The organism is Erwinia sp. MYb416, assembly GCF_037479575.1.
GTDB classification, from domain to species: domain Bacteria; phylum Pseudomonadota; class Gammaproteobacteria; order Enterobacterales; family Enterobacteriaceae; genus Erwinia; species Erwinia rhapontici.
In genome coordinates this window covers 383,941-399,517 of record NZ_JBBGYT010000439.1, presented here as the reverse complement: position 1 = coordinate 399,517, position 15,577 = coordinate 383,941, and the positions used below count along the sequence as shown (strand labels likewise).

The window sequence follows — 15,577 nt, the reverse complement described above, 5'->3', positions numbered from 1 at the left end:
TGGTGGTGAGGGGGTTATTTTATCGCGAAGTAGCTGTTGAGCAGCAGTGTCGACAGCGGCTGGCGTGGCGCAATCACCTCACCCCAGACGACATCAATCCCAATGTTCGACAGCGTATTCAGTGCCACCGGCAGTTCTACTGGCCCGGCGAGGGTGCTGATCCCCAGACGCTGGGCGTGGCCGTGAATGATCGACACCATCATTTCGTCCATCAGGTTGCAGTGAACGTTGGCGACCAGCTCACTGGCGAGGATCAGATAGTCGATCTCCTCGGCCGGTAGCTGGTTAAACGCATCAAGATTACGGCCAAAATTGCGCAGTACAATACGGCTTCCCGTGGCGCGCAGACGGGCAATATTCTGGTGCAGTACGACATCATGCTGGCTCAGTACATCGGCGTTGATCGCGAACCAGATAAGGTTGGCCGGAACGTCGTAGCGTGCAAACTGTGCGAGTGTCTCGTTGATAAAGTGCGGATCACGTAAACCAAAACCTGAAACCGGTAGCGCCAGCGTTAACCCTTTGCTCAGCGCACCCTGCGCATAATGCTGGAAAAACTCTCTAATCAGTTTACGGTCAAGGGCCACAAACAGATCACCATCCTGTAACCCGGCGCGGAAGCTGGCCTCATCAATCTCTTGTCCCTCCGGTGTAAACAATTGCATCTCCGCCAGATAGAAGCTGGTGGCATGAATTTTCCCAGGCGGTGCGGCGGCCCAGACGTGCAGCCGCATCGGCTGCTGAGCGATGATTTGTTCGTTTTCAATGCGACTCATTACGGGTTTCAGGCGCTTCAGCAGGTGGCTTTCATACACGGAAAGCTGGCCGCGTCCGTTATTTTTGGCGTGATAGCAGGCGAGATCGGCCTGTGCCATCAGTTCACTGGCGCTGGCATTCTCCGGGCTGATAAGCGTCAGACCTGCGCTGGCACCAACATGATGCAAACGGCCCTCCCACAGGAAACCATAATCGTTCACGGCGTGAACAATACGGTCGATTACCTCACTGGCCTGTTCCAGTGAGCAATCTGGCAATAATGCACCGAATTCGTCACCCCCCAGGCGGGCCAGGAAATCGCTAGCGCGCAGATGCTGCTGCATCACGCCAGAGACTTCACGTAACAATGCGTCACCCGCTGCATGGCCCGCGGTATCGTTGACCGCTTTAAAACGGTCGAGGTCAATAAAGACCAGCACATGTTGCTGCTGTTCTGTGCAAGAGAGGATAAGACGTTTTAACTGATGTTCGAAACTGACGCGATTGGGAAGGCGGGTCAGCATATCGTGAGAGGCGCTGTAGCTCAGACGCTTAAGCATCGCACGTGATTCGCTGACGTCCTGAATGACCATCACGCTACCGATATTTTCTCCGGTCAGCGTTTTCAGTGGCGACAGACTGTAATGTATGGCGAACTGTTCGCCGGAACGGTTATGCAGCACCAGTTCGGCATCAAGATCGCCCGGTATTTTTTGCTGGGGTAAGTCGCACAGCAGCAGATTTTCACGCTCGGGACCCTGGCTGCCGTGAGTGATATGCAGAATATTGCTGATATGTTGACCCGATGCCTGATGTTGCAGCCATCCGCTCATTTTTTCCGCCACCGGGTTCATAAAGATAACGCGCATCTCTTCATCGGTGCTGATCACGGCTTCACCGATAGCATCGAGAGTAATATGCATGCGTTCTTTCTCTTCATAGAGCGCATCGGTTAACTGGCGCAGCGGGGTCATATCCTGATTGATGCCCAGCATACGTTCGACGTTGCCTTTTTCATCCAGCACGATACTGCACTGCGCGCGGATATGGCGGATGCCGATGTCGGTCTCAATGCGAAATTCAATATCGACGGGCGTGGCATTCTTAATCGCGTTGTCGAAAGTGGTGATGGCCTCATCGCGGTCGGCAGGGTGCAGGCTGTTTGCCCAGGTCAGATAGGTCGCCTGCGCATGGGTGGGGAGTTGGTAAATCTGGAACATGCGCTTATCCCAGTTCATGGTTCCGCTTTGCAGGTCCCACTCCCACACGCCGATACCGCCAGCTTCATTCGCCAGGGTGATGCGTTCCATCAACTGCTGATTGACCTTCGCGGTTTTCTTCAACTCGGTAATATCTTCAATTTGCGCAATAAAGTAGAGCGGCTGCTGCTCATTATCACGAACCAGCGAGACGGCCAGCAGTGCCCAAAGGGTTTGCCCGTTCTTACTGAAATAGCGCTTCTCCATGCTGTAACTTTGAATATCACCTGCCAACAGGGTATGTAACTGAACCAGGTCTGCATCAAGATCGTCAGGATGCGTCAACTGCTGGAAGGTCATCGCATAGAGTTCCTCGGGCGTATACCCCAGCAGTTGGCACAGGGCTTTATTGGCCTGCATCCACTGACCACGGGTAGAGACCAGTGCCATACCGATAGCTGAATATTCCATCGCGTGACGGAAACGGGTCTCGCTCTCAGAAATATGTTTGCGCTCCTCGCGAAACGAATGCATCACCAGCGTCATCATATGGCTGGGGATCAGCGCCAGCAGAAAAGGCACCCATGGCATGGAGGAGAGCAGCTGTGCACTGGTGTTGTCCGTTGGGATGAGGTGAAGCGCCAGCATCAGCGACATCATGGAAATGGTCGCGAGATAGATAACAAAGGCTTCAAAGCGGGGCAGTCGCACCGCACTGTAGAACAGGATCACAATCACAAAAGTGAACGGCCAGGGGGCATAGCGCAGCGTTACCCAGCACAGGAACAATGTGATGACCAGAGTCAGCAGCGTTTCGAACAAGACATTCTGGCGTAAGTGACGGCGAACATAATCAGGCTGCCACAGCAGACAAACCGGCCCCAGAGCCAGCATGCCGATCACCTCGGAAATCGTCCACGTGGTAAAAAAACGAAATGAGGCATGGCCGTTGATATCCAATATCCAGGTGGCTAACAACCCGCCTGCCAGTGGCGTAAATATGCCGATGGAAACGACCATCTTGCACCAGCTGTACAGGGAGTTGAGCGGCGCACGTCGGTCAAGCAGCTGGCGAAGCAGTATTCCCCCCATCAATGCCTGTAGCAGGTTAACCAGGGGGAATTTTAGATTGGAGAACGACAGACCCAGCACCGTGGCATTAGCGCAGGTGACCCCCAACACGCAACCGAACAGAAGCACAGGCAGATCGCGCGAAGGATTGCGGAAAACCACCATGGTCATCAGGGCGGTGGAAAACCACAGCGGGGAAATTTGCCCGCTGACTTTAATCAGCTCAAGGCAGAAAAAGGTGACGACAAAACTCAATAATCCCAATAGCAGCCCGTTGACCCAACGTGGGCGGGAGAGGGCTATTCGTTGTAACGTTTCTGTCGTCATTACATATCCAGCGCAGCGCCGATATAGGCGTAATCTCAATAACTAATGCCATGCTAGCATAAGGAATAGACGATGCAGCGGCAAATGCACAATCAAAAGATCGTCTTATTCGGACGATTGAAAGGGGGGCAATATCGCGTCAGGGGGAGGTTTTGCGCCATTACTGGCGCAATTTGAGCAATTCTTCACGGGTCCAGGCATGGTCGATACCGGCGATCTGTACGGACAGGCGTTGCAGGAACTGCTGGGTGGTGGCGATGCGGCCATGCCCAATCAGCAGCAGCGGCACCAGAAGGGCAATGCTCAGTTGCCACAGGGAAAATCCGCGCGGGCGGGTGTGACGCTGGCCGATCAGGAATGCGCTGCTCAGTGTAAAGCCGAGGATTAATCCACAGACCACTTCACTGACGGAGTGATAATGTAGTACCAGGCGTGAGATGCCGACCATCAGCGGGATCAGATAGCCGATAGCGATGGCTGAAATACGCCAGATTGCCGGCAGACGCGCACTCAACAGCCAGAGCATCACCGGCCAGAGGGTGGCAGACATCGCGCTGTGGCCGCTGAAGCCGGTGAAATTGAAACGTGCGCTGCCAATACCAAACCCCAGGAAGGCGATTTTTGACAGGCTGACCACCGCGCCTGCGGTGCAGAAGGCCAGCAGCCAGTACCAGGCCGTGCGTTTATTGTCACTTTTCCGGTGGAGTAATAACGCCATAATGGCAGCGGTGGGGATCAGCAACATGCTGTCGCCAAAATAGGTCAAAATATGGACGATATGCCAGGACACACGGTTTCCTTTTTACTGTTTTTCTGTCCATCAGTTTAACGATGAAACTGATTGTCGCCTAACGGGAAAGTCTGAAAAAGTTGCAGGCGCTTTTTACTGGCATCAACAGGGGTAACTCCCTATAATTGCGCCCGCTATGCCCTTCATTTTTCAAGCCGCAGGCGTTTTTATTGGCGTTTTTTGTCTGCGCTAACATCAGACCCTAAGAGGGGGCTCGAAATCTGCCGGGTTATGCTTACCCTTATATTGTCTCAGAACCAGGTCTTTAATATATGACTGACAAGTCGCATCAGTGCGTCATCGTAGGTATCGCAGGCGCTTCAGCCTCGGGAAAAAGTCTTATTGCCAGTACGTTGTATCGTGAAGTACGCGATCGCGTGGGCGATGAAAATATTGGTGTCATCCCCGAGGATGCCTACTACAAAGACCAGAGCCACCTCACTATGGAGGAGCGGGTCAAGACGAACTACGACCACCCCAGCGCTATGGACCACAATCTGCTGCTACAACATCTGCAGATGCTGAAAGCCGGGCAGGCGATTGAGCTCCCCGTCTACAGTTATGTGGAACATACTCGCACCCAGCAAACCATCTGCCTTAAGCCGAAGAAAGTGATCATCCTTGAAGGGATTTTGCTGCTGACGGATGCGCGACTGCGTCAGGAGATGAACTTCTCTATCTTCGTTGATACCCCGCTGGACATCTGTTTGATGCGTCGTATGAAACGTGATGTGAACGAGCGCGGGCGCTCAATGGACTCGGTGATGGCACAGTATCAGAAGACGGTGCGCCCGATGTTCCTGCAATTTATCGAACCTTCAAAACAATACGCTGACATTATTGTGCCGCGTGGCGGCAAAAACCGTATTGCCATTGATATCCTGAAAGCGAAAATTAATCAGTTCTTCGAGTAATCGAAGCGTCTGTTGGAGTGCACCATGAGATTATGTGACCGCGATATAGAAGCCTGGCTTGATAATGGCAAACTGGGCATTGATCCCCGCCCGCCGGTTGAACGTATCAATGGTGCCACCGTTGATGTCCGCCTGGGCAATCAGTTCCGCACTTTTCGCGGTCATACTGCTCCTTTTATTGATTTAAGTGGACCGAAAGACGAAGTCAGCGCGGCGCTGGAACGCGTGATGAGCGATGAAATTGTGCTGCCGGAAGGCGATGCCTTCTATCTGCACCCTGGTGAACTGGCGCTGGCGGTGACGCTGGAGTCGGTGACGATCCCCGACGATCTGGTGGGCTGGCTGGACGGTCGCTCTTCACTGGCGCGTCTTGGGCTGATGGTTCACGTGACCGCTCATCGTATTGACCCGGGCTGGCAGGGCCGGATTGTGCTGGAGTTCTATAATTCAGGTAAACTGCCATTAGCGCTGCGCCCTGGCATGCTGATTGGCGCACTCAGCTTTGAGCCGCTGTCGGGGCCGGCAGCGCGTCCTTATAACAGCCGCCAGGATGCCAAGTACAAAGGGCAGCAGGGGGCGGATGCCAGCCGCATCGATAAAGACTGATTACCCGGCATCATTCAAGCTGAGCTTACACTATCAGTCAGTGACTGGGATGAGGGACGGCAGCCAACACCGCTGTGAGCGGAAAGAAGAGTGATGAAACCCTTTAGATTTCAGCTTGCAGCAAGGCGGCAACTGAGCGAATCCCCAGGAGCTTACATCAGTCAGTGACTGGGGTGAGGGAAGGCAGCCAACACCGCTGTGAGCGGAAAGATGAAGGGTTAAGGAGAGGCATGAAAAGATTTATAACGACCCTCGCCATTCTACTGGTGGTGATGGTGGCGGGTATGACCGCGCTGGTCGTGCTGGTTAATCCTAATGATTTTCGCGCCTATATGATTCGCCAGGTGGAGCAGCGTAACGGCTACCAACTGGCGCTCAATGGCGATTTGCGCTGGCATGTCTGGCCGCAGCTCAGCATCCTTTCCGGGCCGGTGACCCTGACCGCGCCGGGTGCCGCACAGCCCGTTGTCAGTGCGCAAAATATGCGGCTTGACGTCGATCTGTTGCCGCTACTTTCCCATCAGCTTTCCGTCAAGCAGGTGATGCTGAAAGGTGCCGTTGTGCGCCTGACGCAGGACAGCGAAAGCCAGCGTCCTGCCGATGCACCTATCGGTCCCGTCGATAAAGGTAACACTGCTTCCGTCAGTGACGTAACGCATGGCTGGAAGTTCGATATTTCCCATCTGCGCATTGCTGACAGCCTGCTGGTTTGGCAGCAAGCTAATGGTGAACAACTGAACGTGCGTGATTTTAATCTGGCGCTGGATCAGACGCAGCCTCGCCGTGCACACATCACGCTGAGCAGCCGGATAAACCGTGACCAGCGCGAGTTGCAGGTGAGCATGGACAGCGATCTGGATATTACCGATTATCCACGACACATCGGCGCGGTCATCAATCAGTTCGATTACCAACTCAAAGGGGCTAATCTTCCTCAGGACGGCGTGAAAGGCAGCGCCCGGATGAAAGCCCAATGGACGTCACCAACCCGTCAGTTCAGTCTTGAAGGTATCAGCCTCAGTGCCAATGACAGTCAGCTCACTGGCAAGGTGTCAGGTTCCCTGGGGACGCGCCCCCAGGTGGTTGCCAGTCTGCACGCGGCCAGTCTCGATCTGGATGCCTTACTGGGCCTGAACCCCGTTTCTGCGGGGGGCGCCTCTGGGGCTGAACAGCGTACCGGCCCTGCACCGGTGATTGCTGCGTTACCAGAGTATGATAATGCCGATTCCCCTCTCAATGCGATGGATGGTCAGCTCTCCCTGGTGGCCGACAAACTCAACTGGCGCGGGCTGCAGATGAACAATGTGCAGCTGGACGCTGCCAGTGAAGAAGGCTTACTGACGGTGAACACCTTCACTGGCCAGGCTGCTGACGGCAGTTTCTCTCTGCCGGGTACGATTGATGTGCGTAGCGCACAGACCAAAGTGGCACTCCAGCCAGACCTGAAGCATTTTGCACTGACGCCGTTGTTGAAAGGGTTTGAATTGCCAAACAACGTCAGTGGTGCACTTTCGCTCAAAGGGGACTTTCACGGTGAGGGGCTGACTGTCGACGCTGTTAAGCGACAGTGGCAGGGCAGTGCGGACCTGAGTATTCGGGACGCGCAGTTTGCCGGTCTTAACTTCCAGCAATTGATCCAGCGAGCGGTGGAGAATAACAGCACCAAAGTACGCGGCCAGAATGAGGAGAACCAACCCAACCTGCAACAAATCCAGGGGCGGCTGGCACTCAATAATGGCGTGTTTAATTTTGGTCGCCTGGATGCCCGTTCCGATCAGTTGAACTATACCGGCGCTGGCATCATTGATGTGGTGAAAAGAACGCTGGATATTCGCTTTGGCGTGACGGTGACGCAAGGGTGGGTTGGTGACAGTACGCTGGTGCAACGTCTGCAACAAACGCCAGTGCCGTTACACATCTTTGGTCCGTGGTCGGCGATTAACTACAATCTGAGAGTGGATCAGGTTCTGCGTGACCAGTTACGTGACGAAGCCCGTCAGCGTCTGAAGCAGTGGATTGAACGTAACCCGGATAGCAACAACAAAGACGATATGAATAGATTGCTGAAAGGTTTGTAATGTTGTCGGGGTCGATGGGAACAGGATCGACCCCGACATTGGCTGACATTATCCGGCCTCATTCTGCGGGATAATCAGCACCTTCTGTACCCGATGACTCTCAACCTGTAACGTCCGGAACAGATAATCTCCCACCTGAACCTCTTCCCCTTCCTGCGGTATGCGCTGCAAATGTTCCATCAGTAATCCTGCCAGCGTGAGGTATTCGCGCTTCTCATCCAGTACCAGCGGCAGATGCATGGCCAGATCGTCGAGTGGCATATGGCCATTTGCCGTCCAGCTGCCGTCAGCATTCTGTTGAATGTCGTAGCGCGGATCAATCTTCTCCCCTTCATTTGGCAGGTTGCCGGCGATGGTTTCCATCACATCACTCAGCGTCACAATGCCTTCAACCGATCCAAACTCGTCGACGACAAACGCAAAATGGGTACGGGCGGTACGGAATTGTTCTAGCGCGGGCAGCAGGGCAAGTTGCTCAGGGAAAACCAATGGCTGGCGGATTAGCGCGCGCAGATCAAGGTCATTGCCATGCAGGGCCTGCTTCAACAGATCAATAACGTGTACCACACCGAGCGGTTCATCGCTGTTTTCGGTAATGATCAGTCGTGTGTGCTGATTATTGTCCAGCAGCGCCATGATTTTTTACGGCGACTCGGCCAGGTCAATATGCTCAATATAATGACGTGAGGTCATGATGCTGCGAACGCTGCGCTGGCCCATGGCCAGCACGCGAGCAATCATCATGCGCTCCTGCTTGTTGAAGATGGCTTTGCGCCCGGCATTATCGGCAATCAGTGATGAGGTTTCCGCATCCAGTTCAGCCTGCTCGTGGTGGCCGCGCAGTAGTCTCAGTACCGCTTCTGCGGTGCGTTTACGCAGCGGCGATTTTGCAGAGAGGAAACGACGGCGATTAAACTGCGCCAGCTGGTTCAGGGCTTCAATAATCACTGAGAAACCGATGGCAGCGTACAGGTACCCTTTAGGAATATGGTAGCCAAAACCATCGGCTATCAGGCTGAAGCCGATCATCAGCAGGAAGCTGAGGCAGAGAATGATAATGGTCGGGTGACCGTTAACGAAACGGGTTAGAGGCTTACTGGCCAGCAGCATCAGGAAGATGGCAATAATCACCGCTGCCATCATCACAGCGAGGTGGTCAACCATACCTACCGCGGTGATCACTGAATCCAGCGAGAACACCGCATCCAGCACCACAATCTGTGCCACCACAGGCCAAAAGCGTGCGCCACGTTTTTGCGGGCCTTCTTCTCCATCCTTACCTTCCAGACGCTCGTTCAACTCCATTGTGGCTTTAAACAGCAGGAAGACGCCGCCGACCAGCATGATCAGATCGCGTGCACTAAAACCGTGACCGTTGACGCTAAACAGGGCATCGGTCAGTGATGACAGCCAGGAGATCGAAGCCAACAGGCCAAGGCGCATCAGCAGAGCCAGCATCAGGCCGGTGACGCGAGCACGGTCGCGCAGTGCGGGGGGAAGCTTTTCAGCCAGGATGGCTATAAACACCAGGTTATCAATACCCAGGACCAGTTCCAGCAGGACTAGCGTGACCAGGCCGGCCCAGATTGACGGGTCGGCGATCCATTCGAACATTGTTTTCACCTGAACAGCATATGAGATCATCAATGATGAGTCGGAATCGCCACCATTTCAACCTGTAATCCGGGCGTATTGTCTTTATGGCTTCGGGGATGGACCATAAATCAACCTTATCGGCGGATTAATAACCATCGGTTACCGAAATTCTTAAACTGTTTCTTTTCAGGATTAATCGTATAGGGCCAGATTGATTAAAGAGTAATACTTATAACCTGAATACACGGAAGTAGGATTATTCTTAGTTTTCGACAGGGAATTAATCTTAATTTTACTGTGAGAGGAGTAGGGCAATGAGTGGTACTGACGCAGCAGCAACGTAGTCTTATTCCTAAAAGAAGGTACGGGCGAGGGGAGCCTCTTGTAAACAGGCCAGTTATAACTAGTATAGCAACGTGTTACTGAATGTCTGCGTGGATGTTGTATTTAGCGCAGTACTGACGGATTAAATGTTGATTTATGTGAATGATGACGCATTTCCGTCGATAAAAACGCTAAAACCTGACGCTTAAAATGGCAGGTGAACAACATGAAATGGCAACATTACAGCGCATTGGCAGCTACAAGCCAGGGGCGGTAGCGTGTCCTGACGAGTCTTGAGACTGTTCAGGAAGCGCCGCGGAACAGTAAACGTTCATGTTGATTTTCTTGCCAAAATCTCTAGCCGCTATGCCAGCTACGATGACCTTTTTGTCAGACTCCCTAAATAAGTTTCCTGTGTAATAACTGATGTGTTGATTAAATACTCATCTCACCAGGTCAGAGACCAATAAAACACAGGCTTCCTAAGATAAAAATTACGAGTTAACTATGCGCGATATTGAATTTACCTTTAAAGGGTTGTTAATAAAACTGTCATTGGCTCTCTCAGATCTCATCTGTTTTAATGCGGCACTGGCTGTGGCCATTCTGCTCATTAATAGTTTTCCAGGTGATATTCTGTCGGATATACCTGCCATCGATTTCAAATTGACTATTGTTACACATATTCTCCTTTCTGTTGTTTGTGTGGGATGGTTCTGGGTGAGATTACGCCATTACACTTACCGCAAACCCTTCTGGTTTGAGTTAAAAGAAGTCTTCAGAACCGTCTTAGTATTTTCGATTATTGCACTTTCAATCAGCGCATTATCTAAATGGGAATTGTCCCGTTGGATTTGGGTATTAACCTGGTTGCTGGCGATGGTGATGATCCCGGTGGGTCGTGCCGTTGTGAAACGCGTGCTTAATCGAAACAATCTGTGGAAAAAGCAGTCGATTATTTTAGGCAGTGGTAAAAATGCCGAAGAAGCGTATCAGGCGCTGCAAAGCGAAGAAGTGATGGGCTTTGATGTGGTGGCTTTCTTTGATGTCGATGGCAGCCAGCCCGCTCATGAACTCTTCGGTATCCCGGTTGTGAAAGACGAGCAGACGCTGTGGGCAATGGTGAACAGCGAAACGCAGTTTATCGTGGCAGTGGAATATGAGCAGAGCCAGTCACGCGATCTGTGGCTGAAGAATCTGGCCAAACATAACTGCCGTTCAGTATCCGTCATCCCTTCACTGCGTGGTGTGCCACTTTATGGCACAGATATGGCATACATCTTTAGCCATGAAGTGATGATTCTGCGCGTGAACAACAATCTCGCCAAGCGCACCTCGCGCTTCCTGAAACGCACCTTCGATATCGTTGGCGCGCTGGGGATTATCACTATGCTGTTGCCTGCATTAGCGGCGCTGATATTTATGGTTTCCCGCGACGGTGGTGCCCCTATTTATGGTCATGAACGCGTTGGCTTCAAAGGCCGCAAATTTAAATGTCTGAAGTTCCGCTCCATGGTGGTGAATTCGAAAGAGGTGCTCGAAGAGGTGCTGCGCACTGACCCGGCAGCGCGTGAAGAGTGGGATAAAGACTTTAAGCTGAAAAATGACCCGCGCATTACCCGCGTTGGACATTTTATCCGTAAAACCAGCCTTGATGAATTACCGCAGTTATGGAATGTCGTGCGCGGTGAAATGAGTCTGGTGGGGCCACGTCCGGTGATTGAAGCCGAACTGGAACGCTATGCGGGTGATGTGGATTACTACTATATGGCTAAACCAGGCATGACCGGATTGTGGCAGGTGAGCGGACGTAATGATGTTGATTACGAAACGCGCGTCTACTTCGACTCCTGGTACGTGAAAAACTGGTCACTGTGGAACGATATCGCCATCTTGTTCAAAACCGTCGGTGTGGTTCTGAAACGGGATGGGGCTTATTAAAACAAAGCAGGGGGCCTTACAAATAAGTACCTGATTTGCAGTATTAGCAACTTTTAGACGCTACACAGCGGCGGTCTCGCCATTCACATTCAAATTACTGATAGCGATAAACCAGATGATTAAAATCAAAACTAAATTGATACCCCTGCTGGTCTCAGCAGCGTTCCTTTCCGGCTGTACCATCGAGCCGGGCAGCCACCTTTCCACCACGGGTAAAGATGTTGTCAAGCAACAGGACAGTGATTTTGACATCGACAAATACGTTAATGTCTTCCCGCTGACGCCGGGCCTGGTTGAACGCATGCGACCAAAACCGGTTGTGGCACAGGCGAATGAAGCGCTGCAGCGCGAGTTGCAGGCTTATGAGTATCGTATCGGGGTCGGTGATGTTCTGACGGTGACCGTCTGGGATCACCCGGAACTGACAACCCCATCTGGTCAGTATCGTAGCGCCAGCGACACCGGTAACTGGGTCCATTCCGATGGCACGATCTTCTATCCGTATATCGGAAAAGTGCGTGTAGCGGGTCGCACGGTGCAGGAAATCCGTGATGAGATCGCCCGCCGCCTGTCCCAGTACATTGAAAGCCCGCAGGTCGATGTCAGCATTGCCTCATTTAAATCACAGAAAACCTATGTGACCGGTGAAGTGACGACGTCTGGCCAGCAGCCGATCACCAACGTGCCGTTGACCATTCTTGATGCCGTCAACGCCGCGGGCGGGTTAACCGCCAACGCCGACTGGCGAAACGTAGTGCTGACGCACAACGGCCGCGAGCAGCCTATTTCATTACAGGCGCTGATGAAGAACGGTGACCTGTCGCAAAACCATTTGTTGTACCCTGGCGACATTCTTTATGTGCCGCGTAATGACGACCTCAAAGTGTTCGTTATGGGTGAAGTGAAACAGCAGGCCACACTGAAAATGGACCGCAGCGGCATGACGCTGTCGGAAGCGCTGGGTAATGCTCAGGGCATGGATCAGGCCGCTGCTGATGCAACGGGTGTCTTCGTGATTCGTCCAACTAAAGGACCTAACCGCAGCAAAATCGCCAACATCTATCAGCTCAATACTAAAGATGCCGCCGCGATGGTAATGGGTACCGAGTTCCAGTTAGAACCTTATGACATCGTTTATGTCACTTCTACGCCGCTCACCCGTTGGAACCGCGTGATTTCACAGCTCGTTCCGACCATCAGCGGTGTTTACGATGCGACACGTACCGTGCAGACGCTTCATAACTGGTAACCGCCGGGAAACATTATGATTAATTCAATCTTAGTTGTTTGTATCGGAAATATCTGCCGTTCCCCCACCGGGGAACGACTGCTGAAATCCGCACTACCTGAGAAGAATATCGCATCCGCGGGATTGGGGGCCATGGTCGGCCACGCTGCTGACGACACTGCCAGCAGCGTGGCCGGTGAAAATGGTGTGTCACTGCAAGGGCATGTGGCACAGCAACTCACGTCGGGCATGTGCCGGGATTACGATTTGATCCTGGTGATGGAAAAAAAACATGTCGACCAGGTCTGCCGCATCAACCCTTCCGTACGTGGCAAAACCATGCTGTTTGGACACTGGATCAATCAGCAGGAAATCGCCGACCCGTATAAGAAAAGCCGCGATGCCTTTGAGGCCGTGTACGGAATCCTTGAAAACGCTGCCCAGAAATGGGTCAACGCATTAAGCCGATAGTTGGGACTTCCATGAAAATAAAAAGTAAGGCACCGTCAGCGCCTCAAGACGATTCAAACGGGTTCGATCTGGCGCATCTTGTGGGACAGTTCATTGACCATCGCTGGATAATCGTTGCGGTTACGGCGTTATTTATGTTGATGGGCACGCTTTACAGCCTGTTCGCCACGCCGATTTACAGCGCGGATGCCATGGTGCAGGTTGAGCAGAAAAATGCCAACACCGTGTTGAATGACCTGTCGCAGATGATGCCCAATGCACAACCTGCGTCAGCGACTGAAGTGCAAATTGTTACCTCACGTATGGTGCTGGGGAAAACGGTGGCAGATCTCGGCCTTGATGTGCTGGTGCAGGAGGATTATTTCCCGGTGATCGGTAAAGGCCTGTCACGCATGATGGGCAATAAGCCGCAGCAGATAGCCATTTCTCGCTTGAAAGTGCCGGCTATCTGGGATAAACGCCAGCTAACGGTCGAAGTCGATGGGCCGGACAGCTACACCGTCAGCAAAGACGGCGATGAGCTGTTTAAAGGTAAAGTCGGCCAGTTTGAACAGCACGGCGATGTCACCATGCTGGTCAGCGACATTCAGGCAGAAGAAGGCACCAGCTTCACCGTGTCTAAACTGAGTGACCTGCAGGCCATCAAACTGATCTACAACAACCTGACCGTTGCGGATATGGGCAAGGACACCGGCGTGCTGGGCCTGACCTATACCGGTGAAGATCCAGTATTGATCAGCCAGGTGCTGAACCAGGTGATTAATAACTATCTGTATCAGAACGTTGAGCGCAAATCTGAAGAAGCCGAGAAGAGTCTGGCCTTCCTGAAGAACCAGCTGCCTGATGTTCGCAGCAAACTGGATGTCGCAGAAGACAAGCTGAATACCTTCCGTCGCCAGAATGACTCCGTCGATGTGTCGCTGGAAGCGAAGTCTGCGCTCGACTCTTCTGTCAGCATTCAGACACAGCTGAACGAACTGACTTTCCGTGAAGCGGAAGTGTCACAGTTGTTCAAGAAAGATCACCCGACCTACCGCGCCCTGCTGGAAAAACGCGCCACGCTGGAAGGTGAGCAGAAAAAGCTGAACGGCAAAATCAGCCAGATGCCGCAGACTCAGCAGGAAATTGTGCGTTTAACGCGTGATGTGCAGGCAGGGCAGGAAATCTACATGCAACTGCTGAATCGTCAGCAGGAACTGAGCATCAGTAAGGCCAGCACCGTAGGTGATGTTCGCATCATCGACCATGCGGAAACCGCTGGTACGCCGGTCGCACCGAAAAAACTGTTACTGATTCTGGCCAGTCTGGTGGCAGGCCTGGTGGTATCGGTGGGTCTGGTGCTGCTGAAAGCCCTGTTCCATCATGGCATTGATAACCCTGAACAGCTGGAAGAGCTGGGCCTGAGCGTGTATGCCAGCGTACCGCTTTCCGAATGGCAGCGTAAGAAAGATGCCGAAGCACTGGCGAAACGTAACCTGAAAGGTAAAACAGACCCGCACAACACGCTGCTGGCACTGGGCAATCCAACGGATCTCTCCATCGAAGCAATCCGCAGCCTGCGCACCAGCCTGCACTTCGCCATGATGGAAGCGAAAAACAACATTCTGATGATTACCGGTGCCAGCCCGGGAATAGGTAAAACCTTTATCTGTTCTAACCTGGCAACGCTGGTGGCGAAAGCCGGTCAGAAAGTGTTGTTTATCGATGGCGATATGCGTCGCGGTTACACCCATGATTTGCTGGGTGCTGACAGTAAAACGGGTCTGTCGAACATTCTGTCCGGTAAGACACCCTTTACCCCGGATCTGATCCAGCGCGGTGATTACGGTTTTGATTTTATTGCGCGTGGTCAGGTGCCGCCTAACCCGTCTGAGCTACTGATGCACAGCCGCATGAATGAGCTGCTTGACTGGGCCAGTCAGCACTATGACCTGGTGTTAATTGATACCCCACCGATTCTGGCTGTGACCGATGCGTCTATTATCGGCAAGCTGGCGGGAACCTCCCTGATGGTGGCGCGTTTCGAAACCAACACCCTTAAGGAAGTGGAAATCAGCTACAAACGTTTCGCCCAGAACGGTATCGATATTAAAGGGGTGATCCTCAACGCCGTAGTACGTAAGTCAGCTAATGCCTATGGTTACGGCTATGACTATTACGACTACAGCTATAAGCAGGATGCAAAGAGCTAATATCCCTGAGGAACCTTTATACCGAAAGGGTAAAGGTTCCTTTTTTTCTGGTGAGTGTTTGTTTGTAACCGTTTAAAAGGTGCC

The 15,577-nt window shown here is 52.6% G+C and carries 9 protein-coding genes and 1 pseudogene; 7 read left to right on the top strand and 3 right to left on the bottom strand.

What is annotated here, in order from left to right:
- Positions 1–14: 14 nt before the first annotated feature.
- Both WH277_RS20645 and WH277_RS20640 read right to left on the bottom strand, forming a co-directional pair.
- Positions 15–3,353, bottom strand: coding sequence for a diguanylate cyclase (locus WH277_RS20645; RefSeq protein WP_159336328.1), 3,339 nt, complete (start codon positions 3,351–3,353; stop codon positions 15–17).
- 160 nt (positions 3,354–3,513) lie between these two features.
- Positions 3,514–4,143 carry a phosphatase PAP2 family protein gene (locus tag WH277_RS20640; protein ID WP_227534793.1) on the bottom strand — a complete coding sequence of 210 codons (630 nt, stop codon included), beginning with the start codon at positions 4,141–4,143 and terminating at the stop codon, positions 3,514–3,516.
- Between the two features lie 272 nt (positions 4,144–4,415).
- Between WH277_RS20640 and udk the strand changes: the two genes are divergently transcribed.
- The 3 genes from udk to asmA all read left to right on the top strand — a co-directional run bounded on the left by udk (position 4,416) and on the right by asmA (position 7,741).
- Entirely contained in the window at positions 4,416–5,057 is a 642-nt protein-coding gene (udk, locus tag WH277_RS20635) for a uridine kinase (protein ID WP_133841520.1), read from the top strand.
- 24 nt (positions 5,058–5,081) lie between these two features.
- On the top strand, positions 5,082–5,663 hold the full coding sequence (dcd, locus tag WH277_RS20630) for a dCTP deaminase (protein ID WP_133841521.1): 582 nt from the start codon (positions 5,082–5,084) through the stop codon (positions 5,661–5,663).
- A gap of 230 nt (positions 5,664–5,893) precedes the next feature.
- Positions 5,894–7,741, top strand: a complete 1,848-nt coding sequence (asmA, locus tag WH277_RS20625) for an outer membrane assembly protein AsmA (protein WP_339506720.1) — start codon at positions 5,894–5,896, stop codon at positions 7,739–7,741.
- A gap of 48 nt (positions 7,742–7,789) precedes the next feature.
- Here asmA and WH277_RS20620 read toward each other — a convergent pair.
- Positions 7,790–9,355 (bottom strand): annotated as a pseudogene (locus WH277_RS20620) (TerC family protein).
- An 813-nt stretch (positions 9,356–10,168) separates the two neighbouring features.
- Between WH277_RS20620 and wbaP the strand changes: the two are divergent.
- The 4 genes from wbaP to wzc all read left to right on the top strand — a co-directional run bounded on the left by wbaP (position 10,169) and on the right by wzc (position 15,493).
- Positions 10,169–11,602, top strand: a complete 1,434-nt coding sequence (wbaP, locus tag WH277_RS20615; RefSeq protein ID WP_133841524.1) for an undecaprenyl-phosphate galactose phosphotransferase WbaP — start codon at positions 10,169–10,171, stop codon at positions 11,600–11,602.
- A 115-nt stretch (positions 11,603–11,717) separates the two neighbouring features.
- Complete coding sequence (locus WH277_RS20610; protein ID WP_133841525.1) at positions 11,718–12,851, top strand: polysaccharide export protein; 1,134 nt, start codon at positions 11,718–11,720, stop codon at positions 12,849–12,851.
- Between the two features lie 15 nt (positions 12,852–12,866).
- The gene (locus WH277_RS20605; RefSeq protein ID WP_133841526.1) at positions 12,867–13,301 is read left to right on the top strand and encodes an arsenate reductase/protein-tyrosine-phosphatase family protein; all 435 of its coding nucleotides are present in this window, start codon (positions 12,867–12,869) and stop codon (positions 13,299–13,301) included.
- A gap of 11 nt (positions 13,302–13,312) precedes the next feature.
- Positions 13,313–15,493, top strand: a complete 2,181-nt coding sequence (wzc, locus tag WH277_RS20600; RefSeq protein WP_133841527.1) for a tyrosine-protein kinase Wzc — start codon at positions 13,313–13,315, stop codon at positions 15,491–15,493.
- The last annotated feature ends 84 nt before the right edge of the window (positions 15,494–15,577 follow it).